This is a genomic window from Pseudomonas sp. HMSC065H01 (genome assembly GCF_001815235.1).
GTDB classification, from domain to species: Bacteria; Pseudomonadota; Gammaproteobacteria; order Pseudomonadales; family Pseudomonadaceae; genus Pseudomonas; species Pseudomonas aeruginosa.
This window is the reverse complement of the sequence record NZ_KV819932.1, coordinates 284,610-309,036: the sequence shown is the minus strand read 5'-3', so window position 1 is coordinate 309,036 and position 24,427 is coordinate 284,610. Positions and strand designations below refer to the sequence as shown.

Below are 24,427 nucleotides of genomic sequence, written 5' to 3'. Positions count from 1 at the left end.
TTCCTGGGGGCACCGGCGCGTCTTCGCCGCGCCGGTGACGCGAGCCTGGCCGGGTGCCTGCTCGCCGTGGGGGCGGGGCGGAAGTCACATAGATCATGGAAAAACGTATGTCTACTCAACAACGAGCGGCCGGCAACGCCTGCCCGACCGCCGCTTTCAGCTTCGACCCTGCCCGTCTCGCACAACGCCGCCGCTGGGCGGGAGCCTTCGCCGCACTGTGCGGCCTGGCCCTGTCTCCGTCGGCGCTCCTGGCCGAGGAACACTCACAGCACCAGGATCACGCCGTGGAGCTGGCGCCGAGCGTGGTCACCGGAGTCGCCCAGAGTTCGCCGCTGACCATCGTCACCAATCCCAAGGAGCCGCGCCAACCGGTGCCGGCCAGCGATGGGGCCGACTACCTGAAGACCATTCCCGGCTTCGCGGTGATCCGCAACGGCGGCAGCAACGGCGACCCGGTGCTGCGCGGGATGTTCGGTTCGCGCCTGAACATCCTCACCAACGGCGGCATGATGCTCGGTGCCTGTCCGAACCGGATGGACGCGCCGACCTCCTACATCTCGCCGGAAACCTACGACAAGCTCACCGTGATCAAGGGCCCGCAGACGGTGCTCTGGGGGCCGGGCGCGTCGGCCGGGACGATCCTCTTCCAGCGTGAGCCGGAGCGCTTCGGCGAACTCGGCTCGCGGGTCAACGCCAGCCTGCTGGCCGGCTCCAATGGCCGCTTCGACAAGGTGCTGGACGCCGCCGCCGGCAACCGGCTCGGCTACCTGCGCTTCACCGGCAACCACGCGCAGTCCGACGATTACGAGGACGGCGCCGGGAATACCGTGCCGTCGCGCTGGAAGAAGTGGAACGGCGACGTCGCGGTCGGCTGGACCCCCGACGAGGACACCCTGATCGAACTCACCGCCGGCAAGGGCGACGGCGAGGCACGCTACGCCGGGCGCGGCATGGACGGCTCGCAGTTCAAGCGCGAGAGCCTGGGCCTGCGCTTCGTCAAATCGAACGTCAGCGATGTGCTGGAGAAGGTCGAGGCACAGGTCTACTACAACTACGCCGACCACATCATGGACAACTTCCGCCTGCGCACTCCCGACCCATCCAGCATGATGCCCATGCCGATGGCGTCCCAGGTGGACCGACGCACCCTCGGCGGTCGCCTGGCGGCCACCTGGCGCTGGGACGACTTCAAGCTGGTCACCGGGGTCGACGCCATGCGCAACGAGCACCGCGCGCGCGGCTCCAAGTACGACATGATGACCGACTACTACACCGACGCCGACCAGTTCCCCTGGAGCAAGGACGCGGTGTTCCACAACTACGGGGCCTTCGGCGAACTGACCTGGTTCGCCGCCGAGCGCGACCGGCTGATCGGCGGGTTGCGCCTGGACCGCGCCTCGGTCAAGGACTACCGGCAGACCCTGAAGTCCGGGCACATGGGCCACGCCATGGCCAACCCGACGGCCAACGACACCCGCGCCGATACCCTGCCCAGCGGCTTCGTGCGCTACGAGCACGACCTCGCCGACTCGCCGACCACCCTCTACGCCGGCCTCGGCCATGTCGAGCGCTTCCCCGACTACTGGGAGCTGTTCTCGCCCAAGCGCGGGCCGAACGGGTCGGTCAACGCCTTCGACAAGATCAAGCCGGAAAAGACCACCCAGCTCGACTTCGGCCTCCAGTACAACGGCGACAAGCTGCAGGCCTGGGCCTCCGGCTACGTCGGGGTGGTCCAGGACTTCATCCTGTTCAGCTATCGCGAGGGCATGATGGGTTCCTCGACCCAGGCGACCAACGTCGACGCGCGGATCATGGGCGGCGAGCTGGGCGCTTCCTACCAGCTCACCGGCAACTGGAAGACCGACGCCAGCCTGGCCTATGCCTGGGGCAAGAACAGCTCGGACGACCGCGCGCTGCCGCAGATCCCGCCGCTGGAAGCGCGCTTCGGCCTGACCTACGAGGAAGGCGACTGGAGTGCCGGCAGCCTGTGGCGGGTGGTCGCGCCGCAGAATCGCATCGCCAGGGACCAGGGCAACGTGGTCGGCAAGGACTTCGACAAGAGCGCCGGCTTCGGCGTCTTCTCGCTCAACGGCGCCTACCGGGTGACTCGCAACGTCAAGCTGAGCGCCGGTGTCGATAACCTGTTCGACAAGGATTACACCGAGCACCTGAACAAGGCCGGCGACGCCGGCTTCGGTTTCTCCGCCAACGAAACGGTTCCAGAGCCGGGCCGGACCTTCTGGACCAAGGTCGACTTCAGCTTCTGAACCTTCAACGAGGCCCCGTCCAGCGGGGCCCGCCTTGCCTGTGTGCGCTCCGATGAGGTGATCCATGCAATCGAACGAAAAGAACGGCCGTGACTTCTACGCGCTGGCCTGGCGCTGGCATTTCTACGCTGGCCTGTTCGTCGCGCCCTTCATGATCCTGCTGGCGCTGACCGGAATCGTCTACCTGTTCAAGCCGCAACTGGATGCGCTGCTCTATCCGCAACTGCTGCGGGTCGAGGCCGGTGCGCAGATGCGCAGCGCCGACCAGTTGCTCGTCGGGGTGCGCCAGGCGCACCCGCAGGCCGCCGTCAGCCAGTACCTGCCGCCGAGCGAGGCGGGGCGCAGCGCGCAATTCGTGATTGGCGAAGAGGGCAGGCAATGGAACCTCTTCGTCGATCCCTACAGCGGGCGCGAACTCGGCCGCCAGGATGCGCAGCTGAATCTCCAGGCGGTGGCCCGGGCACTGCATGGCGAGCTGATGGTCGGGACCGTCGGCGACCGACTGATCGAGCTGGCCGCCGGCTGGGGCATCGTCCTGGTGGTCTCCGGTCTCTACCTATGGTGGCCGCGCGGGCGGGCGGCGAGCGCGCTGTTCTGGCCGCGCCTGCACCTGCGCGGACGACCGCTGTGGCGCGAGCTACATGTGCTCGCCGGTTTCTGGGGCAGCCTGCTGTTGCTCTTCATGCTGCTCAGCGGGATGACCTGGACCGGCTACTGGGGCAAGCAGTTCGCCGATGTCTGGAACCGTTTCCCGGCGGCGATGTGGAACGATGTGCCGACCTCCGACATGCAGGCCGGTAGCCTCAACAGCGCGTCGCGCCAGCAGGTGCCCTGGCCGCTGGAGAACACTCCGCTGCCGCGCTCGCAGCCGCCGGCGGCCGACGCCCATGCCGAGCATCGCGGGCATTCCGCCCAGGCCGGGCACGCGATGCCGATGGACATGCCGATGCCGGCGGGCATCCCTCTGCAAAGGGTGGTGGATATCGCCCGCGAGCGCGGCGTGGCGGCGGGCTACGGGATCGCCCTGCCGAGCGGGATGGAGGGGGTCTACACGATTTCCGTGTTCCCCGACGATCCGCGCCACGACGCCACCCTGCACATCGACCAGTACAGCGGCAAGGTTCTCGCCGACGTGCGTTGGCAGGACTACAACGCGGTGGCGAGGAGCGTGCAGATGGGCGTCGTGCTGCACGAAGGCAAGCTCTTCGGCCTCGGCAACCAGTTGCTGATGCTCGCGGTCTGCCTGGCGATCCTGCTCAGCTCGGCGAGCGGCCTGTGGATCTGGTGGAAGCGCAAGCCGGCCGGACGCCTTGGCGTGCCGCCGCTGCGCCACGAGCTGCCGCGCTGGAAGACCGGCATCGCCATCATGCTGGCGCTGGGCGTGGCCTTCCCGTTGGTGGGGGCCTCGCTCCTGCTGGTCTGGGCGCTGGACTGGCTGGTGCTGTCGCGGCTGCCGGCGGTTCGCCGGGTCCTGGCTTGAGACCTGCTGCCCGGCGCTCAGTCGAGGTCGAGCTGGCGGGTCTTCCAGAGTGCCGCCAGCAACAGCACGCAGAGCAGCGCCTCGGCGCCGAGCCAGAGGAAGGTGGTTAGCGCCGGCGAGGCGTCGATCAGCACACCGTAGAGGCGCGCCGCGCCGCCGCTGGCGATCACCGCCAGGGCGGCGAGCAGGCCGAGCACCAGGTAGCGGGGGCGCAGGGCGGCATAGCCGAGCAGCAGGCCGATGCCGAAGCTGGTGCCGCCGTAGCTGGCGCGCAGGTCGGTGAGGGCGGCGGGGGTGAGCGGTTCGCCGCTGGTGAGCAGGGAGGCGAGCGGGCCGGGGAAGAAGACGAAGCCCAGGCCGAGGACCACGAACAGTGTCGAGCACAGCCAGAGCAGGCGAAGCGGGTGAGTCATGCGGTGTCTCCCTTGGTCATGAAAGGGGCGCATCGACGCGCCCCCTGTTCCTTCTGACCTCAGCCGGCGCCGCGTTGCTCACTTCTCAGGGCTGGAAGGCACCGATGAAGATCGCCGGGTCGACTCGCGCGTCGTTCAGGCTGACGTTCCAGTGCATGTGCGGTCCGGTGGCCCTGCCGGTGGCGCCGACCTTGCCGAGTACGCCGCCGCGCGGCACCTGCTGGCCGAGCTTCACGTCGATCTTCGACAGGTGGCAGAACATGCTGATGAAGCCCTGGCCATGGTCGACGAACACCGTCTTGCCATTGAAGAAGTAGTCGCCGATGAGGATCACCTTGCCGGCCGCCGGCGCCTTGATCGGCGTACCGGCCGGTACCGCGAAGTCTAGACCGGAATGCGGGTTGCGCTCTTCGCCGTTGAAGAAGCGGCGCAGGCCGAAGGGGCTGGAGAGCGGACCGTCGACCGGCTTGTCGAGCATCAGGTTGCTGGGCAGGCCGGGACTGAAGCGGCGGTAGGCGGCGGTCTGCTCGGCGAGTTCGCGTTCGATGCGCTTGAGGTCTTCCGGCAGCGGATTGACCTGGCGCTTGTTCTTCAGGGTGATGCGCTGCTCGCGGTAGTGCTTGCTGCCGACGCTGAAGCGTTCCTCGTGGTTGCCGGTTGCCGCCCGCACTTCCAGCTTCTGCGGGCCGGGCTTGGTGCTCAGCGGGATGCCGACCACGGCGATCCAGCGGCGGCCTTCCTCGCGCACCACCAGCACCGGCTTGCCCTGGTAGAAGGCCCGCGGCGGCGGGCCTTCCTCGCCGAGGTCGACCACCGCCACCCCGCCGGGCACCGGCTTGTTCAGCAGGCGCATGATGAAGCTGTCGGCCTGGGCGGGCAGGGCGCAGAAAGCGGCGAGCAACAGCGTGGAAACGAAGGCTAGGGTGCGGGGCATCGGCTTCTCGACTCGTCGGGCGTCAAAGCCGTCTATGCTGGCGGAAGAGCGCGGCGGGGGAAAGCCCGCAAGGGTTGCAAACGTTTTCACCTGCGGCACTCTGTCGCGCCCGGCGTTTTTACTTTTGCCCCGCGCTCAGGCATAAAGGGCCCATTCTCCGGAGAACCGACGATGCCCCTGTCACGGCGCCCCGTGGCCTGGCTGGCCAGCCTGGCCGTGCTGATGAACCTGTTCGTGGTGCCGCTTTCGCAGGCGCTGACGACGCAGGAGCGCGCCTCGTTGCTGCTCGGTGGCTTCTGCAGCACCTCGTCCGATTCGCTGCTGCGCCTGAAGCTGGGTGCCGCGCTCAAGGACATCGATCTTCCCGACGACCACGAGAGCCTGGCCCCGCACCTCTGCTGCTGCGCCGGCGCCGCCGGCACGCCCGGACTGGTCGCCTCCTGGCCGGCATTGCCGCTGGCGCCGCTGGCCAGCCCTGCCCGTAACGCCTTCTCCGCCACCGACCTGCCTCCCCTGCGCTATTGGCGCCTCGCCAATCCGCGCGCTTCTCCTGTCGCCTGACTCCTCCCCCGCGCCTTCGACAACCTGGACCTTCGGGTCGGGGCAGGTCGCGGCGCAATACCCTAGCTTCCCCCCTGGAATCGCCGGTCCGACGGAAAAAGACCGGTCATACGCTACTGGAGAGTCACCATGCGCACATCCTTCTTCGCTGCCGCGGCCCTGCTGGCCGTTTCCGCTTTCGCCCAGGCCCACGAGTACAACGCCGGCCAACTGCACATCGAGCATCCCTGGGCGCTGGCCCTGCCGCCGACCTCGCCGAACGGCGCGGCCTACTTCGTGGTGCAGAACCACGGCAAGGAAAACGACACCCTGCTTGGCGCCGACACGCCGCGCGCGGCTTCCGCCGAGGTGCACGAGCATGTGCACAAGAACGGCATGATGAGCATGCAGAAAGTCGACAGCGTCGACGTCGCACCAGGCAAGGACCTGCGCTTCGCTCCCGGCGGCTACCACCTGATGCTGATGGGCCTGAAGCAGCCACTGGTGGCCGGCGAGCGCTTCCCGCTGACGCTGCATTTCCGCAAGGCCGGCGACGTGCCGGTGGAAATCGTCGTCGAGTCCAAGGCGCCGGCCGAACAGGGCGGGCACGAGCAGCACGGCCACTGAGCGCCGTGTCGAGCAGGGGCGCCCGGCGCCCCGCCTTTGCGTGCGAGGTTCAGAGCATGAACAGCAACAGATATCCCTTGCCGGCGCAGACCGGCCTGGTGGTGGCTCCCGGCCTGCCGCCGAAGAACTCCACCCTGCGTCCGGACCAGCTCAACAAGCGCCTGAGCAGCGCCTGGCACCATCTCTACGACCTTTGCCCGGAACTGCTGAAGATCGATCCGCCGGATGGCCTGACCATCCTCCGTGGTTTCCTGCAATGGGCGGCCGAGCAGAAGGCCGCCTGGAACTGGGCGATGCACCTGCGCCTGTACTGCTGGCTGTTGCAGTCGCCGTTCGGCACCAAGGTGACCGACGAGCATCTGGAGGTGCTGATGGACGCCTCCGCCGCGCGCTGGACGGTGGACGACACCAGCGCCAACCGCGGCATCCTCCTGGCCAGCCAGGGCGGTGCGCACATCACCCAGGACTGGAAGGCGCCGCAGGCCGGCGCCGGCACGCGTGTGCCGCTGGAGCGCCTGGACCTGCCGGCGCCGAACTGGACATTCGCCTATTGCGCGGTGCCCGACCCGCGGCTGCGCGAGTTCCCGGGCTGGAAGCCGTTGCCGGCGCGCGGCTCGCTGGTCGGCTGAGCGCTCGCCGCCCCGCGTGGGGGGCGGCGCCGTTTCAGCGGTTGGCCAGGGCTCGCTGGTTGGAGTCGTAGATGTTGTCGCGTTCCGGAACGTGCCGGCCGGCGAGGCTTTCCAGCCACTCCTCGGTGCTGAGCACGGCGGCGAAGGAGGACTGCAGGACGATGCCGAAGATCCGGTGGATCTCTTCCGCGCTGGCCTGGCCGGCGCGGTTGCGGTAGGGCACCGAGCCGCTGGCGTCGTGCAGGTATTCCACCTGCCAGCCTTCGTGGATCGCCTGGCGGATGGTCGAGTCGTCGCAGTGCTGGGTCATGTAGCCGACCACGGCGAGGGTGTCGATACCGCGCTCGCGCAGCCAGTCGGCCAGCCCGGTGCCGACGAAGGAACTGGCCAGTTGCTTTTCCACCTTGTGCTGGTAGGGCCGCGAGGCGACCACCTCGTGCAGCTCGGCCTGCCGGCTGCCGCGCGCGAACAACGGCGAGTCCGCCGGTGCCAGGTGCTGCACCACGACGATCGGGATGCCCGCCGCGTGGGCGGCATCCATGGCGGCGCCGATGCGTTCCAGCGACGATTGGATGGCGGGAAATTCGATACGCAGGTTGCCGCTGACGTATTCGTTCTGTACGTCGATGACCAGCAAGGCGCGTTTGGGTTGACGTGCGGACATGGCGTTTCCTCCTGAGTGGGTGAGGCAGATTCTGGTCCCGGCGCGGCGTAGCGAGTGAGTGGCCTGAGAGACAACTTTCGCTAGAATCGGGCCAACCCGCTCATACCCACCGAGGTGTGCATGTCCCGCCAGTCCGTGGCCGTGGTGGCCTTCGACCGCATCAGTCCGTTCCACCTGTCGGTGCCCTGCCTGGTGTTCGGCCAGGAGTGCTACGACCCCTGCGCGCAGGCCTTCGACCTGCGTGTCTGCACCGCCGAGCCGGGCCGGCTGCGAACCACGGTGGGGTTCACCATCGAGGCCGAGGCCGGGCTGGAAGCGCTGGCCGAGGCGCAGACCGTGATCGTGCCGAGCTGGCGCGATCCACACGAGCGTCCGCCACAAGCGCTGCTGGATGCGTTGATCGCGGCCCGTGCACGCGGTGCGCAACTGGTGGGCTTGTGCCTGGGGGCCTTCGTGCTGGCCGAGGCCGGGTTGCTCGACGGTCGCCGCGCCACCACCCACTGGATGTGGGCGGAGGATTTCGCCGGGCGCTTCCCTGCGGTGCGGGTGGAGCCCGACGTGCTGTACATCGAGGACGACGGCCTGCTGACCTCGGCAGGCACCGTCGCCGGCATCGACTGCTGTCTGCACCTGGTCCGCCAGCGGCTCGGTGCGCAGACTACCAATCACCTGGCCCGGCGCCTGGTGGTGGCGCCGCATCGACAGGGCGGCCAGGCCCAGTTCATCGAGCAGCCGCTGCCGGACAGTGCCCAGGACGGCCGTCTCGGCGAGCTGCTGGTGTGGCTGCGGCAGAACCTCGACCAGGCGCACAGCCTGGACAGCCTGGCACAGCGGGTGCTGATGAGCCGGCGGACCTTCACCCGGCATTTCCGCCAGCTCACCGGCACCACCGTCAGCCAGTGGCTGCAGGCCGAACGCCTGGCCCTGGCCCAGCGCCTGCTGGAAACCACCGAGCATTCGGTGCAGGCGATCGCCGGGCTGGCCGGCTTCGGTTCGGCGGTGTCGTTGCGCCAGCAGTTCTCCGCCGCGTTCGGCCTGCCGCCGCTGGGCTACCGGCGCGCCTTCGCCTCCTAGTCCGCCGGAGGGCGCTTCTGCAACTGCTGGCGCCAGAGCGCGTCCATCGCCTGCAACTGCACCGGGCCGAACAGCGCCTGCGTCGCGCCGGTGTGCCAGGCCCAGAGCTGGTCGCCGAAATCGTAGTGCCACCATTCGCTGGGCAGGTTGCTGAAACCGGCGTCGAGCATCGCGTGATAGAGCAGACGACGGTGATCGCGGACGCGTCGCTGGCGCGTGTCGGGCTCCGCCAGGCGTTCGAAGTAGGCGGTGTAGGAGGCCGGCACAGCTTCGTCGAAGGCGCTGCCCATGTCCAGCCAGCGGCCCTGGGCGTCGCACAGGGTGACGTCCACCGCGCCGCCGGTGAGATGCGGGCTGGGCGCCTCGCGGCTGCTGCTCGGCGGCGAGACGAACTGGCGGGTGAGCCGTTCCAGCTCGGCCTCGCCGGCCCGTGGGTAGTGCGCGGCCAGGGCGCTGGACAGGCTGTCGTAGAGATACTGCTGCACGGCGAACGGCCGCCAGGCGTCCAGCACCACCAGGCGCACGCCGCCGGGGAGGGCGGCGGCGACCCGCAGGAGACGCTCGAAGACCTCGCCGCGAGCGTGGCACTCCGGGATCGCGTGAGGAATGCCGAGCTTGTGGTAGGCCGGCCAGACGCTGAACTCGCGGCTCAGCCCGAGCGCCTCCAGCGGCGTGCCGGCATCGACGATGGGGATGCCGGCCACGGCGTGCCAGTCGGGCTCCGGGAGAACGGGGATGGCTTGGGTGAAGTCGGTCATGGCGTCAATTGAGCAGGCGTGGCAGCCACAGGGTCAGGGACGGGAACAGGATCAGCAGCGACAGCACCCCCAGGGCCACGAGGATGAACGGCCAGATACCCTTGAACATTTCCAGGATATCGAGGCGGCTGATGGTCGCCACGATGAACAGGCAGGCGCCCATTGGCGGGGTGATCAGGGCGATGGTGATGTTCAGGGTGAAGATCAGCCCCAGGTGCACCGGATCCACGCCGGCGGCCAGCGCCACCGGAGCGACTATCGGCGTCAGCAGCATCAGTACCGAGACTTCTTCCATGAGCATGCCGCAGACGAAGATCACTGCGCTGATGATGAACAGCATCAGGGTCGGCGAGTGGCCGAACGGCTCCAGCAACTGGGCGAACTCGCTGGCGACCTGGGCGTAGTTGAGCAACCAGTTGACCACCGAAGCGGCGGCGATGATCACGTAGATGCTGGCGGTCAGGCGTACCGTCTCGCGCAGCGAGTTCCACAGCCCGACCAGGTTCAGTTGGCGCTGCAGCATACCGACCAGCGCCACGTAGAGAGCGATCAGGGCGCCCGACTCGGTGGGCGTGACCAGTCCCAGGACGATTCCGGCGACGATGATCACCGGCGCGATCAGCGCGGTCAGGGCGCCGGACAGCGCCGCCAGGATCTCGCCCCAGGCCGGAGCCGCATGGCGCGCCTGCAGCCCGTTGCGGTAGGCGTACACCGCGTTCAGCAGCATGAAGGCGGCGGCCAGCAGCAGGCCGGGAATCACCCCGGCGAGGAACAGCTCGCCCACCGAGGTGTTGGTCAGCGAGGAGTAGAGGATCATGAAGATGCTCGGCGGGATGATCGGACCGATCAGCGAGCTGCCCGCGGTCAGCCCGGCGGCGAAGCGCCGCGAGTAGCCTTCCTTTTCCATGGCCGGCACCAGCAGGGTGCTGAGTGCCGAAGCGTCGGCCGCGGCGGACCCGTTGACCCCGGCGAAGAACACCCCGGCGACCACGTTGACGTGGCCGAGGCCGCCGCGGAAGTGGCCGACCAGGGCGTTGGCCAGGCGCATCAGGCGCGGGGTCATGCCGGAATGGTTCATCAGGTTGCCGGCCAGCACGAACAGCGGGATCGCCATCAGCGAGAAGATGTCCATGCCGCCGAAGAAGCGCTGCGGCAGGGTGTTGGCGAACAGCGCCGGGTCGACGAAGAGGAACCCCACCAGCGCGGTGAGCAGCAGGCAGAGGAACAGCGGCAGGCCGAGCAGGAGGTTGACCACGAAGGCTGCGATCATGGCGATGGCCATCATGCCTGCGACCCTCCCTCGACGGTGGTGCTGGCCGGCTGCCGCGGCCAGGGCCCCTGGAGCAACAGCATGAGGGTCAGCAGGCCGAAGCCGAGCGGCAGGCTGAGCAACGGCCAGGTGCGGCTGACGCCCAGGCCGAGGCTGCGGAAGCGCCCGGCGTTCAGCGCGTAGCGGGTGCTGACCCAGGCGGCGAAGGCGAAGAAGGCCAGCGCCAGCAGCCACTGGTAGAGCCTGAGGGCCTGCGCCAGGCGCGGCGACAGGCGTTGTTCCAGCAGGTTGACGCGCATGTGCCCGCCTTCCATCCATACCGCGCCGAGCGCCAGCATTACTGCGCCGATGATGAGGTAGCGGGCCAGTTCGTCCATCCAGATCGGCGAGCTGCCGAGCAGGTAGCGGGCGAACACGCCGTAGATGAGCAGGACCAGGTCGAGCAGCAACAGCAGCGTGGCGAGGTTCAGCAACGCGGCGCGCATGCCCTTGAGCAATGACGGCATGGGAGGTACTCCGGAAAGTCGGACAGGCGCGCCCGGCCGACGGCAGCGGCCGTCGGGGGGGCAACGCGCGAAGGTCAGGGGGCGGTGGCGAGACCGGCGTCGCGGAAGGCCATCTCGGTCCAGCGCGGCTCGATGTCCTGGGTCTTCAGCCAGGCCAGGTAGGACGGCTGGCCTTTCTCGCGGAAGGCGGCGAGGTCATCGGCGGACGGCTGGATGATCTGCATGCCCTTTTCCTTGAGGAACGCCAGGTCGCGCTCCTGCTGGGCAGCGACCGCCTCGCGGTTCAGCCGGGAGGCTTCGGCGGCGGCGTCGAGCAGGGCCTGGCGCTCCTTTGCCGGGAGGCTGGCGAGCAGATCGCCGTTGGCCACCAGGAACTGGTCGGAGTACTGGATGTTGGCCAGGGTCAGGTACTTCTGCACCTGGTAGAGGCTGCCGAGGATGATGTAGGAGGTCGGGTTCATCTGGCCGTCGGCGACGCCGGTGCGCAGGCCCATGTACAACTCGGTCCAGGGGATCGGCGTGCCGGAGGCGCCGAAGGCTTCGTAGAGCGCCACCTGGCTGGGATCCATGGCGCGGAAGCGCAGGCCCTGGAAGTCCGCCGGGCCGTGGATCGGCTTCTTGCCGTTGGTGAAGTTGAGGAAGCCGCCTTCCTCGACCACCGCCAGCAGCTCGGTGCCGGTGCGCTCGCGGAAGGCCTCGCGGGCGGCCTGCCAGTAGCTGCCGCTGTCGAAGAAGGCGTGGGCCGCGGCGGCGTCCTTGAACATGAAGGGCGTGGCGCTGACGTAGATCTCCGGGAACAGCGGGGCGATCCCGGCGAAGGAGGCGATGTTCAGGCCGGGGCCGGTCATCACCTGTTCCATGCGCTGCTCCTCTTCGCCGAGCATGCTGTTGGGGTAGAGCTTGAACTGCAGTTCGCCGCCGCTCTTTTCCTCGGCCAGGCGCTTGAGGTTGCTGGCGAACAGGTGCACCAGGTTCTTCTCACTGTCGGCGGCGCCGTTATAGCTCAGGTTGAGGGTGGTGGCGGCCTGGGCGAGGCTGCCGCCCAGGCCCAGGGCGGCGGCCAGCAGTCCGGCGGCGAAGCGGCGGGCGAGGCCGCGGCGCGGATTCGTGTGCATGTTGTTTTCCTTATGGCAGTCCGAACGGTCGAGGGATCGGCGGCACTTCTTGTCGGGGCGCGGGGCCGGGTGCTCGCACGAAAGCGAAGCAACGCTAGCCGTTGTCTCGTTGACTATTCAAGTCCGGACGTGATGCGAAAAAGGCAACGCCTCAGCGCTGCGAGAGCCCGGGCGCGTCGCCACTGAAGAAGCGCATGCCGCGGCGCAGGTGTTCCAGGCAGGCGATCGCCGCCACGGTCAGCTCGCGGCCCTTGTGGCTGACGATCCGCGCGCGGGCGTCACGCAGCGCCGGGTGGGCCAGCGGCAGGCAACGGATATGCCCGGCCTCGATCTCGTGGCTGACCGTCAACTCCGGCATGAAGGCCACGCCGATGCCGGACTTGACGAAATTGGTCAGCACCGCCACCGAGTTGGTGCGCAGCTTCGGCCTTAGCTCGATGCGCTCCAGTTGGGCGGCGATCACCGCCAGTTGGCCCATGCCGGTGCTGTTGTGAATCAACGCCAGCGACTCGTTGCGCAGCGCGCGCATCGGCACCGCGCCGCGGTGTCCGGCGAGGGCATGGTTGGCGGGGATGATCAGGTCGAGGGGCTGGCAGGTGTCGACGTGCACGTCCAGTTCGCCGTCCTCGACCGGGGCGTAGACCAGGGCCAGGTCGACGGCGTCTTCCTTGACCAGCGCCACGCCTTCGTTGGCCCCGGCCATGCGGACCTCCAGCTCGATGCCGGGGTAGCGCAGGATGAAACTCTGCAATGGCTGGGAGATCAGGTCGGCGATGAAGCCCTCGCCGACCGCCAGGCGCACCTTGCCCTGGCGCAGCCCCTGCAGGGCCGACAGACGCGACAGCACGCCCTCTTCGTTGGCCCGTTGCTGGCGGTAGTGCGCCACCAGCAGCTCGCCGGCCTCGGTAGGCGCCACGCCTTGCGGGGTGCGTTGCAGGAGGCGCACGCCGAGATGTTCCTCCAGGCTGGCGAGCTGCCGGCTGATGGCCGAGGGGTCGATGTTCAGGTGCTGGGCGGCGCGGCGAAGAGAACCGTGGTGGATCACCTCGTTGAGGTAGGCCAGGGCGCGCTGGCTGAGGCGGATCATCGCGGCTCAGTCCAGCAGCGACAGGGTCACCGGCGTCCGGTGGTTGTCCTCGACCCGCACCTCCAGTTCGCCTTCCGCGAGGCGCGCCTTCAGGCGCTGTCCCGGCTGGGTCTGGCCGGCATCGCGGATCGCCCGGCCACGCTCGTCGAGGAGGATGCTGTAGCCGCGGCCCAGGGTCGCCAGCGGGCTGACCACGTTGAGCGTCTGCGCCAGTCCTTCGAGGCGCTGACGACGATCCTTCAGTACCTCACGGGCGGCGCGCGGCAGGCGCGCGGCGAGGCTGTCGAGCTTCTGCCGGAGCAGCGCCAGGGTGCGGCCCGGATGCTGTGCGGCGAGACGTGTCTCCAGGCGGACCAGGCGTTCGTGGCGGACCGCCAGCTGGCGCTCGAAGGCACGGCGCAGGCGCATGTCCAGGTCGTCCAGGCGCTGCGCCTGCTGGCGCAGGCGTTCGCCGGGATGGCGCAGGCGGCGGGCGACGCCTTCCAGGCGCAGGCGTTCGCGCAGCAACTGGTCGCGCATGCGCAGCACCAGGCGCCGGCGCAGGCCGTCGAGACGCTGCTGCAGGTCGCCGGCGTTGGGCGCCAGCAGTTCGGCGGCGGCCGAAGGCGTCGGCGCGCGCACGTCGGCGACGAAGTCGCTGATCGATACGTCGGTCTCGTGGCCGACCGCGCTGACGATCGGCGTGGCGCAGGCCGCCACGGCGCGCGCCACCGCTTCTTCGTTGAAGCACCAGAGGTCTTCCAGGGAACCGCCGCCACGGGCCAGGATCAGCGCGTCGAAGCCTTGCCGGTCGGCCAGTTGCAGCGCGCGGACGATCTGTGCGACGGCCTCGCGGCCCTGCACTGCGGTGGGCACCAGGGTCAGCTCGACCTGCGGTGCGCGGCGGCGAAACACGCTGATGATGTCGCGGATCACCGCCCCGCTGGGCGAACTGACGATACCGATGCGGCGCGGATGGGCGGGCAGCGGACGCTTGCGTTCGCTGGCGAACAGGCCTTCGCCGGCGAGTTTTTCCTTCAATGCCTCGAAGGCCAGGCGCAGGGCGCCGTCGCCGGCCGGCTCGACGGTATCGGCAATCAACTGGTAGTCGCCGCGTCCCTCGAACAGCGAGATCTTCCCGCGCACCTTTACCGCCAGCCCGTCGCGCAAGGCCTGGCGTACGCGCAGGGCGTTCTGCCGGAACAGCGCGCAGCGGATCTGCGCGTTGCTGTCCTTGAGGGTGAAGTAGACATGGCCGGAGGCCGGCCGGGCGAGGTTGGACAGCTCGCCCTCGACCCAGACCTGCGGGAACACGTCTTCCAGCAGCAGGCGGGCGCGCTGGTTCAGTTGGCTGACGGTCAGCACCTCGCGATCGAGGCCGAGCCGTTGGAAGGGATCGTTACGCATGGGCGGCATGATAAGGCGGCGCACCGGGATGTGCGATCAATCCTTGGCTTCGTTCGGCAGATTCTCCAGGAAATATTCGACGAAGCCTTCCACCAGGGGGCTATCGTCGCGTCGCCAGGCCAGCGCCACCTCGCTGTATGCCTCGGCCTCGGTCAGAGACATGAAGCGCACGGCGGGCGGTGCGATGGCGCGCATCGAGGCGGGCACCAGGGCGACGCCGAAGCCGGCCTCGATCAGTTGCAACTGGCTGGTCTTGCGCGACAGCGCGCGCGCCGGGCGTGGGTAGAAACCGGCGCCGAGGCAGAGTTCGGCGGCGCGATAGCTGAGGCCGCCGCGTTGCAGGTGGGGAATGGAGACGAAGGTTTCTCCGGCCAGGGCGGCCAGGGCCACGGGGGCTTCACGGCGGGCCAGCGGATGGTCGGCGGCGAGAGCCAGGAGCAACGGCTCGCGGTACAGGGCGCGCAGGTGCAGCCGGGGATGCTGGCGCAGCACCGGCAGGCGCAGCAGGCCAAGGTCCAGGCGTCCTTCGGCGAGATCGGCGAGTTGCTGCTCGGAGGATTGCTGGGTCAGTTCCAGGCGGACGCCGCTCTGCGCCGCGAGGTAGCCGCGCAGCGCCGCTTGCAGGCCGCCCACCAGCGGCACCGAGCTGGAGTGCCCCAGGCGCAGCAGGCCATGGCCGCCTTCGCCGACCTCGCGAGCCAGGCGCCGGGCGGCCTCCAGGTCGCCGAGCAGGCGCTGCGCGCGTGGCAGGAAGGCGCGACCGGCCGGCGTCAGCTCTACCTGGCGCGGACCGCGGCGGAGCAGTGGGGTGCCGATGCTGTCCTCCAGTTCGCGCACCTGCCGGCTGAGCGCCGACTGGGCGACGAACAGGCGTTCGGCGGCACGGCTGAAGCCGCCGGACTCGACGATTTCGACGAAGTAATGGAGTTGCCGCAAAGAGATCATCGGAAGATTCCCCATGCCTTTTCGAGATGGCTACAGGGCTCGGATTGTATTGGCTGGCGCGCCGTTGCGCTCGCTAGAGTGCGCAGGTCGTCGTTCCGGGAGTCGCCATGTCCTCGCTCGATCCGTCAGTCCTGTTCGCCGCCCTGCCGTTCAGCCTATGGCAATGGCTGCTGGTCGAACTGGCCATCGTCCTCGCCTATGTGGTGTTCGGCATCGCCGGCTTCGGCACCGCGCTGGTCGCCGGCCCGTTGCTGGCCGGGGTGCTGCCGCTGTCGCAGATCATTCCGCTGCTGGTCCTGCTGGATTTCAGCGCGTCGTTCGGCAACTGGCTGCCGGCGCGGCGGCAGATCGCCGTCACTGAGCTCAAGCGTCTGCTGCCCTGCATGCTGCTGGGCTGTGCGCTCGGGGCGTACGGACTTCTGGCGCTACGCGCGGAGCTGCTGATGCTGGCCCTCGGCGTGTTCGTCAGTCTCTATGCGCTCTACGCGCTGTTCCTCCAGCCACGCGGCCAGCCGCGCTGGCGGGCGACCTGGGCGTTGCCCTTCGGTGTCTTCGGCGGGCTGTTCGGCGCGTTGTTCGGCAGCGGCGGCTTCCTTTATTCGCTGTACCTGAACGGACGCCTGGCGAGCAAGGAGCAGATGCGTGCCACCCAGAGCGCGCTGATCGGTTGTAGCACCTTCGTCCGCCTGGGGCTGTTCCTGCTCGCCGGGCTGTATGCCGCGCGCGAGCCCTGGCTGCTCGCCGCCTGCCTGCTGCCGGGCATGGCGCTGGGCCTGTGGATCGGCCGTCGGGTGACCCTGCGTCTGTCGCGTGAAGCCTTCGTCCGCCTGGTCACCTGGCTGGTGCTGTGCAGCGGCCTGGCGCTGGTCGGGCGCTACCTGGCCGCTTGAAGCGGCTGCGCCGGGCACAGGCCGAACTGTGCGGCCAGCTCTTCGAGGCGCTGGCGCTGGAAGTCGCGGAACGCCGCGTTGGGCTGCTGCAACTCGATGAAGTCGCGCAGCGGGTCGCGCACCGCGCTGCGCACGCCGCTGAGTTCTTCGATCACAGCCAAGCCGCAGAACGGCACGTAGGCTTCCGAGTAGCCGCCTTCGTGGACCACCACCAGGCGTCCGCCGGCATGCCGCTCGGCCGCGTCGCGGACCATCGCGGTCATCGCCCGGAAGCTGTCGCTGTGCAGTTGCATGCGTGCCAGCGGGTCCACCGCGTTGGCGTCGAAGCCACTGGCGACCACGATCAATTGCGGGCGGAAGCGCTCCAGCGCCGGCAACACGATGCGTTGCATGGCCTGCATGTAGGCGTCGTGACCGCCGCCGGGAAGCAGCGGCACGTTGAGGTTGAAGCCACGACCGCGATCCTCGCCGATGTCTTCGGCGCCGCTGTAGCCAGGCGGGAAGCAGCCGTCCTGGTGCAGGGAAATGCTCAACACGTCGTCGCGCCGGTAGTAGATCGCCTGGGTGCCGTTGCCGTGGTGCACGTCCCAGTCCAGCACCGCGACCCGCTCGACGCCGTGGCGCGCCTTGGCCGCCTCGATGGCCACGGCGATGTTGGCGAAGAAACAGAAGCCCATCGCCTGGTCCGGCAGGCAGTGATGACCTGGCGGCCGCGACAGCGAGTAGGCGTTGTCCGCCTCGCCGGCGAGCACCGCGTCCAGCGCGGCGATGGCCAGGCCGGCGGAGAGCCGGGCGATCTCGTAGCTGCCCGGGCCGATCGGCGCGTCCTGGCCGAGGCTGCCGCCGCCGGCGTCGCTCAACGCCTTGAAGCGTTCCAGATAGTGCGCCGGATGCACGCGCAGCAGGTCCTCGTCGCTCGCCGGCGGTGCGCTGCGCAGTTGCAGGCGGGCGGTCAGGCCGGACACGTCGAGCAGGCTTTTCAGCCGGCGCTTGGTTTCCGGTGATTCGGCGTGTCCGGCGGCGGCAGGCGGTTGCACCCAGCCGCCGACCGGCAGGGTCAGCGCGTGCGGGCCGGCGGCGTGCCAGAGGCAGAGTTCGTCGAAGAAGAAAGCGGTACGTCGGGTCATGGCGGGTATCCGTGGTTCGGGAAAGGGTTTCAGCGTGGCCGGCAGGCCAGGGCCAGCAGCAGCGAGAGGGCGGCCAGGCCGGCGGCGATCGGCAGCAGCGGGAGGAAACCGCCGCTGCCTTCGATGAGTCGTCCTGCCAGCGCCGGGCCGATGGCCAGCCCGCCGCCGATGACCAGGTTGGAGGCGTTCATCAGGCGGCCGGAGCGGTCCAGGTCGGCGAGGCAGGCGAGGATGAACGGCAGGGCGAAGGTCCAGGTGAACTTGAACAGCAGCGCGGCCAGGGCGAAGCGCGCCAGCGGCGGCTGGCCGATCAGCAGGAGGATCGCCGCGGCCATCGCCATGTAGCCGCCGAGCAGCATCAGGTCGCGCGGCAGGCGGTTGCCGATGAAGGAGGCGCAGGCCGCCCCGGCGATGCCCATCAGGGTGGCGACGGCGAGTACCTCGCCGCTGGCGCCGGCACCGATCCCCGCGCCTTCGGCGATGGCGCCGATGAAGGTCCAGACGCCGCTGAGGCTGATATAGAAGGTGAGCACGGCGAGGATACCCAGCCCGACCCGCAGTCGCGAGTGAACCGCGCCGGTACTGGCGCGGGCTTCCGCTGGCGGGCTGCCACTGGGGAAGGCCCGCGACAACGGCAGGGCGAGGCCCATCAGGCCGGCCAGCAACAGGTAGCAGGCGGCCAGGCCGAAGCGTTCGAACAGCGCCGGCAGCAGTGCCAGGCCGACGGCGCCGACCACCAGTTGGCCCATCACCCAGAGCCCGTAGACCCGGCTCGGGGTGGCGGTGCTGGCGGCGCTGGACAGGCAGAGGATCATCAGCGAGCCGCCGGCGAGGGCGCTGCAGAAACGCAGGGCGAGCAGCAGCGGGTAGCTGCCGGCCAGCGCCGAGGCCAGGTTGGCGGCGATGAACAGCAGGCCGGCGAGCAGCGCCGCGTGGCGCCAATCGACGCGTTTCAGCCAATGGAAGGCCGGCAGCGTCGCCAGGCTCATGGCGCCCAGCTCCACCGAAAACAGGTCGCCGACCCGCGCCGGGCTCAGTTGCCACTGGGTCGCCAGTTGCGCGGCGACGGCGGGGGCGGTCATCAGGATGGTCGGGGTGATCGCGGCGAACACCACGATGGCCGCGAGCAGCGCGAGGTTGCCGGACGCCGGAGAGGCGCTGGCGAGAGTCTTGTCGGAAGCGCTCATGGCTGCGCCTCCTCAGAACACATGGACCAGGCGCAACAGGGCCTGGCTGCCATGGAAAGCATTGTCGGTGGCGACGTTGCGCGAGAGACCGAACATCAGGCTGTTGCGCCGGTCCAGCCAGTGGCCTAGCTCGAAGCCGAGTTGGGTGTAGCGCTGGTGGGTGTCGTCGAGGGTATGGTCCTGCAGCTTCAGTTCGCCGCCATCGGCGTGCACCAGCTTGAGGGCGCCGTAGGTGCTCTGGCTGAAGTCGTAGGAGGCGAAGGCTTGCAGGCGATAGAGCGGTTTCTGTTCCAGGTCGCTGCCGAAGTAGTCGTCGTTCTTCGCGTAGAACTGCGCTTCCAGGTTGGCTTCCAGCACCCAGTCGCGGCCGATGCCCTGGGTGTAGTTGTAGACGAAGGTGGCGCCCCAGCGGTTGGCGCCGGGCGAGACATCGGGGTTCTTCGCGTGGTACTCGCCCAGCGGCAGGGTGATCAGGGTCAGCAGGCCGCTGTAGCGGCGCCGTTCCGGGTCGTTGATGAAGAACAGGGTGCCGCCGACCTGGGGATCGCCGAAACCGGTCTCGCCGGTATGCCCGGCGCTGCCGGGCAGGCGCGCATCGATGTCGACGAAGGGAATGATGAACTGCGGCGTGCAGAGAGTGCCGCAGATGTCGCTGAAGAACACCTGGCGGTAGGCCATCGCGTTGGTCTTGAGTTCGGCCTTGCCGTTGCGATCGGCCGGTCCGTGGAACTCATGGGCGCGGGTCGCCGGCAGGTAGAGCACGCCGAGCGTGGTGCCCGCCGGGGCGCCGAAGAAGTCGCGGGCGTTGAGGTCGGCGGCGCCGGCCTCGGCGCCCAGCAGGAGCGGGATGCCGAGCAGCGCGAGGGCGCTGGCGGTCGGTGCGGCCATCGAGGCGGTGCGGTGGGTCATGTGTCGGTCTCCCCGGTCGTTGTGTGCCCGGCGTTCGTCGCGCCGGTGGTGGTTGCGCCTTTTCGCAGGCGAAAGGGCGCCCATGCCGCCCATGGCGGGGCGGGCGAAGCGGTGATGGCAGGGGTGGAGGGCTGTCAGCCAGGCGGGAACTGATGCAGCAGGTGGGCGATGCTCGCCTTGTCGTTGACGCCGAGCTTGGAATAGATGGTGCGTATGTGATGGCGCACGGTGTTCGGCGCCAGGCCGAGGTCGCGGGCGATCTGCTTGTAGGTCTTGCCTTCGCTGAACAGCAGGGCGACGTCGCCTTCGCGATTGCTCAACTGTTCGATCGCGCTCGGTTGCCGCGCGGTGAGCAGGTAGAGGTCGCCGACCTGCCGCGAGTCGATCACCAGACGCGCATCGCGATAGCCCTGCGGGCTGGTTTCCTCCGGCAACTGCGGACCGGTCCAGCCCGGCCAGGCGCCGAGCAGCAGGTCGACGAAGCCGCGTTCGGCGCAATGCAGCACGCCGTAGCGGTCGCATACCGCCATGGCCAGAGCCTGGCGTTCGAGGGATTCGCGCAGGGCCACCAGGGTACGGATCTGGTTGGCCGAGACGGCCGCGGCCAGGTGCGCCGAGAGTTGCCCGAGGAGCAGCTTCTCCTGGTCCGCGAAGGGCGGGCCGCCAGGCGTGCGATAGAGGGCGACATGGTCGCTGAGGCGGGTGATCGGATCGACGTGGATCACGCAGAGCAGCTCACCGATGTCGTGACGTGCGCCAAGCCAGCGCAGCCCGGCGGTGGCCTGCATGTCGACGGCCACGGCGGTGCCCGGGCGGGCGTGTACCAGTCCGACGGTGATGTCGTCGTGGCTGATCGATTTCCAGTCCTCGACATAGTGCTCTTCGAGGTTGAACAGGTGTGCGCTGTGCTCCACCGGCACGCCGTCGATCAGCGCCGCGCGGCCCCACCAGGCACGCTGGAACGGCACCAGTTGCTGCAGACGTTCCAGCGCGGTGCGATGGAAACGCTCCAGGGTCTTGTCGCGCGCCAGCCGGTTGATATCCAGCACGGCGGCGCCGAACGCCGCGAGCAAGGCTGCGGATGACGAATGCGGGTCAGTGCTCCCTTTCATTCTCTCCCCCGTCCCACTTTTATAATTCTTGGAATCGGCGTCCCGCCGCCTGGGCGGTCGCTGGGTGACGTACGCAGTATCCGGCCATCCGCCGCCGCGCTGCCATCCTGCAAATGCGGGATAGGACAGGCGGAACGGGGCCTGGCGGGCGCCTTGCAAGATATTTGCCCATTCGCCGTTTTCGGCGATCAACTGCGTTGAGCGGAAGCGCGTGGCTGGGTATAATGTCGCGCTTCCATTTTTCCCGTCTGGGAGCGCCCGCCATGCTGCGAATCAGTCAAGAAGCCCTGACTTTCGACGACGTCCTTCTGATCCCCGGTTATTCCGAAGTCCTGCCCAAGGACGTGAGTTTGAAAACTCGCCTGACCCGCGGCATCGAACTGAACATCCCGCTGGTATCCGCCGCGATGGATACCGTGACCGAAGCCCGCCTGGCCATCGCCATGGCCCAGGAAGGCGGCATCGGCATCATCCACAAGAACATGGGCATCGAGCAGCAGGCCGCGGAAGTCCGCAAGGTCAAGAAGCACGAAACGGCCATCGTCCGCGACCCGGTCACCGTGACCCCCTCGACCAAGATCATCGAACTGCTGCAGATGGCCCGCGAGTACGGCTTCTCCGGTTTCCCGGTGGTGGAGCAGGGCGAGCTGGTCGGTATCGTCACCGGTCGCGACCTGCGGGTGAAGCCGAACGCCGGCGATACCGTCGCCGCGATCATGACCCCGAAGGACAAGCTGGTCACCGCCCGCGAAGGCACCCCGCTGGAAGAGATGAAGGCCAAGCTCTACGAGAACCGCATCGAGAAGATGCTGGTAGTCGACGAGAACTTCTACCTGCGTGGCCTGGTGACCTTCCGTGACATCGAGAAGGCCAAGACCTACCCGCTGGCGTCCAAGGACGAGCAGGGCCGCCTGCGCGTCGGCGCCGCCGTCGGCACCGGCGCTGATACCGGCGAGCGCGTTGCCGCGCTGGTCGCCGCCGGGGTCGACGTGGTGGTGGTGGACACCGCCCACGGCCACTCCAAGGGCGTGATCGAGCGTGTGCGCTGGGTCAAGCAGACCTTCCCGGACGTCCAGGTGATCGGCGGCAACATCGCCACCGCCGAGGCCGCCAAGGCCCTCGCCGAGGCTGGCGCCGACGCGGTCAAGGTCGGCATCGGCCCGGGCTCGATCTGCACCACCCGCATCGTCGCCGGTGTCGGCGTGCCGCAGATCTCCGCCATCGCCAACGTTGCCGCCGCCCTCGAAGGCACCGGCGTACCGCTGATCGCCGACGGCGGCATCCGCTTCTCCGGCGACCTGGCCAAGGCCATGGTCGCCGGCGCCTACTGTGTGATGATGGGCTCGATGTTCGCCGGTACCGAGGAAGCGCCGGGCGAGATCGAGCTGTTCCAGGGCCGTTCCTACAAGTCCTACCGCGGCATGGGTTCGCTGGGCGCCATGTCCGGCTCCCAGGGCTCGTCCGACCGCTACTTCCAGGACGCCTCCGCCGGCGCCGAGAAGCTGGTGCCGGAAGGCATCGAGGGTCGCGTGCCGTACAAGGGCGCCCTGTCCGCCATCGTCCACCAGCTGATGGGCGGCCTGCGCGCCGCCATGGGCTACACCGGCAGCGCCGACATCCAGCAGATGCGCACGCAGCCGCAGTTCGTCCGGATCACCGGCGCGGGCATGGCCGAGTCCCATGTCCACGACGTCCAGATCACCAAGGAAGCCCCCAACTACCGGGTTGGTTGAGGCTGATTGAAATGAGTGCTGCACGGGGCTGTTCGATTCAGCCCCGTGTCGTTTTCGAATTCCGTAGCGAGAGATGGCCATGTCCCAAGACATTCACGCCCACCGTATCCTGATCCTCGATTTCGGCTCCCAGTACACCCAACTGATCGCCCGCCGCGTGCGCGAGATCGGCGTGTATTGCGAAATCCATCCCTTCGACATGAGCAACGAGGCGATCATCGCCTTCGCGCCGCGCGGCATCATCCTCGCCGGTGGCCCCGAGTCGGTACACGAAGCCGACAGCCCGCGCGCGCCGCAGGCGGTGTTCGACCTGAAGGTGCCGCTGTTCGGCATCTGCTACGGCATGCAGACCATGGCCGAGCAGATGGGCGGCAAGGTGCAGGGCTCCGACCTGCGCGAGTTCGGCTACGCCCGCGTCGACGTGGTCGGCAAGGCGCGCCTGCTGGACGGCATCGAGGACCACGTGGACGACGACGGCGTGCTCGGCCTCGACGTGTGGATGAGCCACGGCGACAAGGTCACCGAGATGCCGGCCGGCTTCCACATCCTGGCCAGCACCCCGAGCTGCCCGATCGCCGCCATGGCCGACGATGCCCGCGCCTACTACGGCGTGCAATTCCACCCGGAAGTCACCCACACCAAGCAGGGCCTGCGCATTCTCTCGCGCTTCGTCCTCGACATCTGCGGTTGCGCCGCGCTGTGGACCCCCTCGAACATCGTCGACGACGCCATCGCCACCGTGCGCGCCCAGGTCGGTTCCTCCAAGGTCCTGCTAGGCCTCTCCGGCGGCGTGGACTCCTCGGTGGTCGCCGCGCTGTTGCACAAGGCCATCGGCGACCAACTGACCTGCGTGTTCGTCGACAACGGCCTGCTGCGCCTGCACGAAGGCGACCAGGTGATGGCCATGTTCGCCGAGAACATGGGCGTGAAGGTGATCCGCGCCAACGCCGAGGACAAGTTCCTCGGCCGCCTGGCCGGCGTCGCCGACCCGGAAGAGAAGCGCAAGATCATCGGCCGCACCTTCATCGAAGTCTTCGACGAAGAAGCCACCAAGCTGCAGGACGTGAAGTTCCTCGCCCAGGGCACCATCTACCCCGACGTGATCGAGTCGGCCGGCGCCAAGACCGGCAAGGCCCACGTGATCAAGTCGCACCACAACGTCGGCGGCCTGCCGGAGGACATGCAGTTCGAACTGGTCGAGCCGCTGCGCGAACTGTTCAAGGACGAAGTGCGCAAGATCGGCCTGGAGCTGGGCCTGCCCTACGACATGGTCTACCGCCACCCGTTCCCCGGCCCGGGCCTGGGCGTGCGCATCCTCGGCGAGGTGAAGAAGGAGTACGCCGACCTGCTGCGCCAGGCCGACCACATCTTCATCGAGGAACTGCGCGCCTTCGACTGGTACCACAAGACCAGCCAGGCGTTCGTGGTGTTCCAGCCGGTGAAATCGGTCGGCGTGGTCGGCGACGGCCGTCGCTACGCCTGGGTCGTCGCCCTGCGCGCGGTGGAGACCATCGACTTCATGACCGCGCGCTGGGCTCACCTGCCCTATGAACTGCTGGAGAAGGTCTCGAACCGCATCATCAACGAGATCGCCGGTATCTCCCGGGTCACCTACGACGTGTCGAGCAAGCCACCGGCGACTATCGAGTGGGAGTGAAATCAGGTCCTTCGGGGACTATCGGTACCTATCGATAAGATGTTGTAACGTGTTGATTTAGAAGAAAATACGTCACAGCATCTATCGGTGACTATCGCCGGGCAGCAGAACGGACTG

Annotated in this window: 23 protein-coding genes; 9 read left to right on the top strand and 14 right to left on the bottom strand. The window is 68.5% G+C overall.

Annotated features, from left to right (window positions below):
* Window positions 1-95 precede the first annotated feature (95 nt).
* Together HMPREF3014_RS28785 and HMPREF3014_RS28780 are read left to right on the top strand one after the other, a co-directional pair.
* Window positions 96-2,267, top strand: coding sequence for a TonB-dependent copper receptor (locus HMPREF3014_RS28785; RefSeq protein ID WP_073663887.1), 2,172 nt, complete (start codon window positions 96-98; stop codon window positions 2,265-2,267).
* Between the two features lie 64 nt (window positions 2,268-2,331).
* Complete coding sequence (locus tag HMPREF3014_RS28780) at window positions 2,332-3,747, top strand: PepSY-associated TM helix domain-containing protein (RefSeq protein WP_003113806.1); 1,416 nt, start codon at window positions 2,332-2,334, stop codon at window positions 3,745-3,747.
* A gap of 17 nt (window positions 3,748-3,764) precedes the next feature.
* Here the strand turns inward: HMPREF3014_RS28780 and HMPREF3014_RS28775 are convergent, their stop codons facing one another.
* Together HMPREF3014_RS28775 and HMPREF3014_RS28770 are read right to left on the bottom strand one after the other, a co-directional pair.
* Window positions 3,765-4,160: a DUF4345 domain-containing protein gene (locus HMPREF3014_RS28775; protein ID WP_003113807.1), complete on the bottom strand. Its 396-nt coding sequence runs from the start codon at window positions 4,158-4,160 to the stop codon at window positions 3,765-3,767.
* Between the two features lie 85 nt (window positions 4,161-4,245).
* Entirely contained in the window at window positions 4,246-5,094 is an 849-nt protein-coding gene (locus tag HMPREF3014_RS28770) for a M23 family metallopeptidase (RefSeq protein WP_003092745.1), read from the bottom strand.
* 171 nt (window positions 5,095-5,265) lie between these two features.
* Between HMPREF3014_RS28770 and HMPREF3014_RS28765 the strand changes: the two genes are divergently transcribed.
* From HMPREF3014_RS28765 to HMPREF3014_RS28755, 3 genes are all read left to right on the top strand, one after another.
* Window positions 5,266-5,655, top strand: a complete 390-nt coding sequence (locus HMPREF3014_RS28765; RefSeq protein WP_003105383.1) for a DUF2946 family protein — start codon at window positions 5,266-5,268, stop codon at window positions 5,653-5,655.
* A gap of 129 nt (window positions 5,656-5,784) precedes the next feature.
* Window positions 5,785-6,261 (top strand): copper chaperone PCu(A)C, encoded by a 477-nt coding sequence (locus tag HMPREF3014_RS28760; RefSeq protein ID WP_003105385.1) that lies wholly within the window; start codon window positions 5,785-5,787, stop codon window positions 6,259-6,261.
* A 56-nt stretch (window positions 6,262-6,317) separates the two neighbouring features.
* Entirely contained in the window at window positions 6,318-6,890 is a 573-nt protein-coding gene (locus HMPREF3014_RS28755) for a putative natural product biosynthesis protein (protein ID WP_023087029.1), read from the top strand.
* 34 nt (window positions 6,891-6,924) lie between these two features.
* Here the strand turns inward: HMPREF3014_RS28755 and HMPREF3014_RS28750 are convergent, their stop codons facing one another.
* Window positions 6,925-7,554, bottom strand: coding sequence for a cysteine hydrolase family protein (locus tag HMPREF3014_RS28750; RefSeq protein WP_003113808.1), 630 nt, complete (start codon window positions 7,552-7,554; stop codon window positions 6,925-6,927).
* A 120-nt stretch (window positions 7,555-7,674) separates the two neighbouring features.
* Here HMPREF3014_RS28750 and HMPREF3014_RS28745 point away from each other — a divergent pair, with 120 nt between their 5' ends.
* On the top strand, window positions 7,675-8,628 hold the full coding sequence (locus HMPREF3014_RS28745; protein ID WP_003113809.1) for a GlxA family transcriptional regulator: 954 nt from the start codon (window positions 7,675-7,677) through the stop codon (window positions 8,626-8,628).
* Here HMPREF3014_RS28745 and HMPREF3014_RS28740 read toward each other — a convergent pair.
* From HMPREF3014_RS28740 to HMPREF3014_RS28710, 7 genes are all read right to left on the bottom strand, one after another.
* Window positions 8,625-9,386 (bottom strand): M15 family metallopeptidase, encoded by a 762-nt coding sequence (locus tag HMPREF3014_RS28740; RefSeq protein WP_003105392.1) that lies wholly within the window; start codon window positions 9,384-9,386, stop codon window positions 8,625-8,627. The genes HMPREF3014_RS28745 and HMPREF3014_RS28740 overlap by 4 nt on opposite strands.
* Before the next feature lie 4 nt (window positions 9,387-9,390).
* Window positions 9,391-10,671, bottom strand: a complete 1,281-nt coding sequence (locus HMPREF3014_RS28735) for a TRAP transporter large permease (protein ID WP_003113810.1) — start codon at window positions 10,669-10,671, stop codon at window positions 9,391-9,393.
* Window positions 10,668-11,162, bottom strand: a complete 495-nt coding sequence (locus HMPREF3014_RS28730) for a TRAP transporter small permease (RefSeq protein ID WP_003113811.1) — start codon at window positions 11,160-11,162, stop codon at window positions 10,668-10,670. The genes HMPREF3014_RS28735 and HMPREF3014_RS28730 overlap by 4 nt, the downstream gene beginning before the upstream one ends.
* A gap of 74 nt (window positions 11,163-11,236) precedes the next feature.
* Window positions 11,237-12,277, bottom strand: coding sequence for a TRAP transporter substrate-binding protein (gene dctP, locus HMPREF3014_RS28725; RefSeq protein ID WP_003113812.1), 1,041 nt, complete (start codon window positions 12,275-12,277; stop codon window positions 11,237-11,239).
* Window positions 12,278-12,428: 151 nt separating this feature from the next.
* Complete coding sequence (locus HMPREF3014_RS28720) at window positions 12,429-13,364, bottom strand: LysR family transcriptional regulator (RefSeq protein WP_023087030.1); 936 nt, start codon at window positions 13,362-13,364, stop codon at window positions 12,429-12,431.
* Between the two features lie 6 nt (window positions 13,365-13,370).
* Complete coding sequence (gene xseA / locus HMPREF3014_RS28715; RefSeq protein ID WP_003113813.1) at window positions 13,371-14,750, bottom strand: exodeoxyribonuclease VII large subunit; 1,380 nt, start codon at window positions 14,748-14,750, stop codon at window positions 13,371-13,373.
* 36 nt (window positions 14,751-14,786) lie between these two features.
* Window positions 14,787-15,695, bottom strand: a complete 909-nt coding sequence (locus tag HMPREF3014_RS28710) for a LysR family transcriptional regulator (RefSeq protein ID WP_023087031.1) — start codon at window positions 15,693-15,695, stop codon at window positions 14,787-14,789.
* 107 nt (window positions 15,696-15,802) lie between these two features.
* Between HMPREF3014_RS28710 and HMPREF3014_RS28705 the strand changes: the two genes are divergently transcribed.
* Window positions 15,803-16,585: a sulfite exporter TauE/SafE family protein gene (locus HMPREF3014_RS28705; protein ID WP_003113815.1), complete on the top strand. Its 783-nt coding sequence runs from the start codon at window positions 15,803-15,805 to the stop codon at window positions 16,583-16,585.
* On the opposite strand, the gene HMPREF3014_RS28700 is transcribed toward HMPREF3014_RS28705, so the two are convergent.
* The 4 genes from HMPREF3014_RS28700 to HMPREF3014_RS28685 form a co-directional block, all read right to left on the bottom strand.
* Window positions 16,570-17,712: a class II histone deacetylase gene (locus HMPREF3014_RS28700; protein WP_003113816.1), complete on the bottom strand. Its 1,143-nt coding sequence runs from the start codon at window positions 17,710-17,712 to the stop codon at window positions 16,570-16,572. The genes HMPREF3014_RS28705 and HMPREF3014_RS28700 overlap by 16 nt on opposite strands.
* A 29-nt stretch (window positions 17,713-17,741) precedes the next feature.
* Entirely contained in the window at window positions 17,742-18,899 is a 1,158-nt protein-coding gene (locus HMPREF3014_RS28695; protein ID WP_019681641.1) for an MFS transporter, read from the bottom strand.
* Window positions 18,900-18,911: 12 nt separating this feature from the next.
* Window positions 18,912-19,808, bottom strand: a complete 897-nt coding sequence (locus HMPREF3014_RS28690) for a transporter (protein ID WP_023087032.1) — start codon at window positions 19,806-19,808, stop codon at window positions 18,912-18,914.
* Window positions 19,809-19,942: 134 nt separating this feature from the next.
* Window positions 19,943-20,920 (bottom strand): helix-turn-helix transcriptional regulator, encoded by a 978-nt coding sequence (locus HMPREF3014_RS28685; protein ID WP_003119304.1) that lies wholly within the window; start codon window positions 20,918-20,920, stop codon window positions 19,943-19,945.
* Between the two features lie 263 nt (window positions 20,921-21,183).
* On the opposite strand from HMPREF3014_RS28685, the gene guaB reads away from it, so the two are divergent.
* Window positions 21,184-22,653, top strand: coding sequence for an IMP dehydrogenase (gene guaB, locus HMPREF3014_RS28680; RefSeq protein WP_003092702.1), 1,470 nt, complete (start codon window positions 21,184-21,186; stop codon window positions 22,651-22,653).
* Window positions 22,654-22,732: 79 nt separating this feature from the next.
* Complete coding sequence (gene guaA / locus HMPREF3014_RS28675) at window positions 22,733-24,310, top strand: glutamine-hydrolyzing GMP synthase (protein WP_003105901.1); 1,578 nt, start codon at window positions 22,733-22,735, stop codon at window positions 24,308-24,310.
* Window positions 24,311-24,427 lie beyond the last annotated feature (117 nt).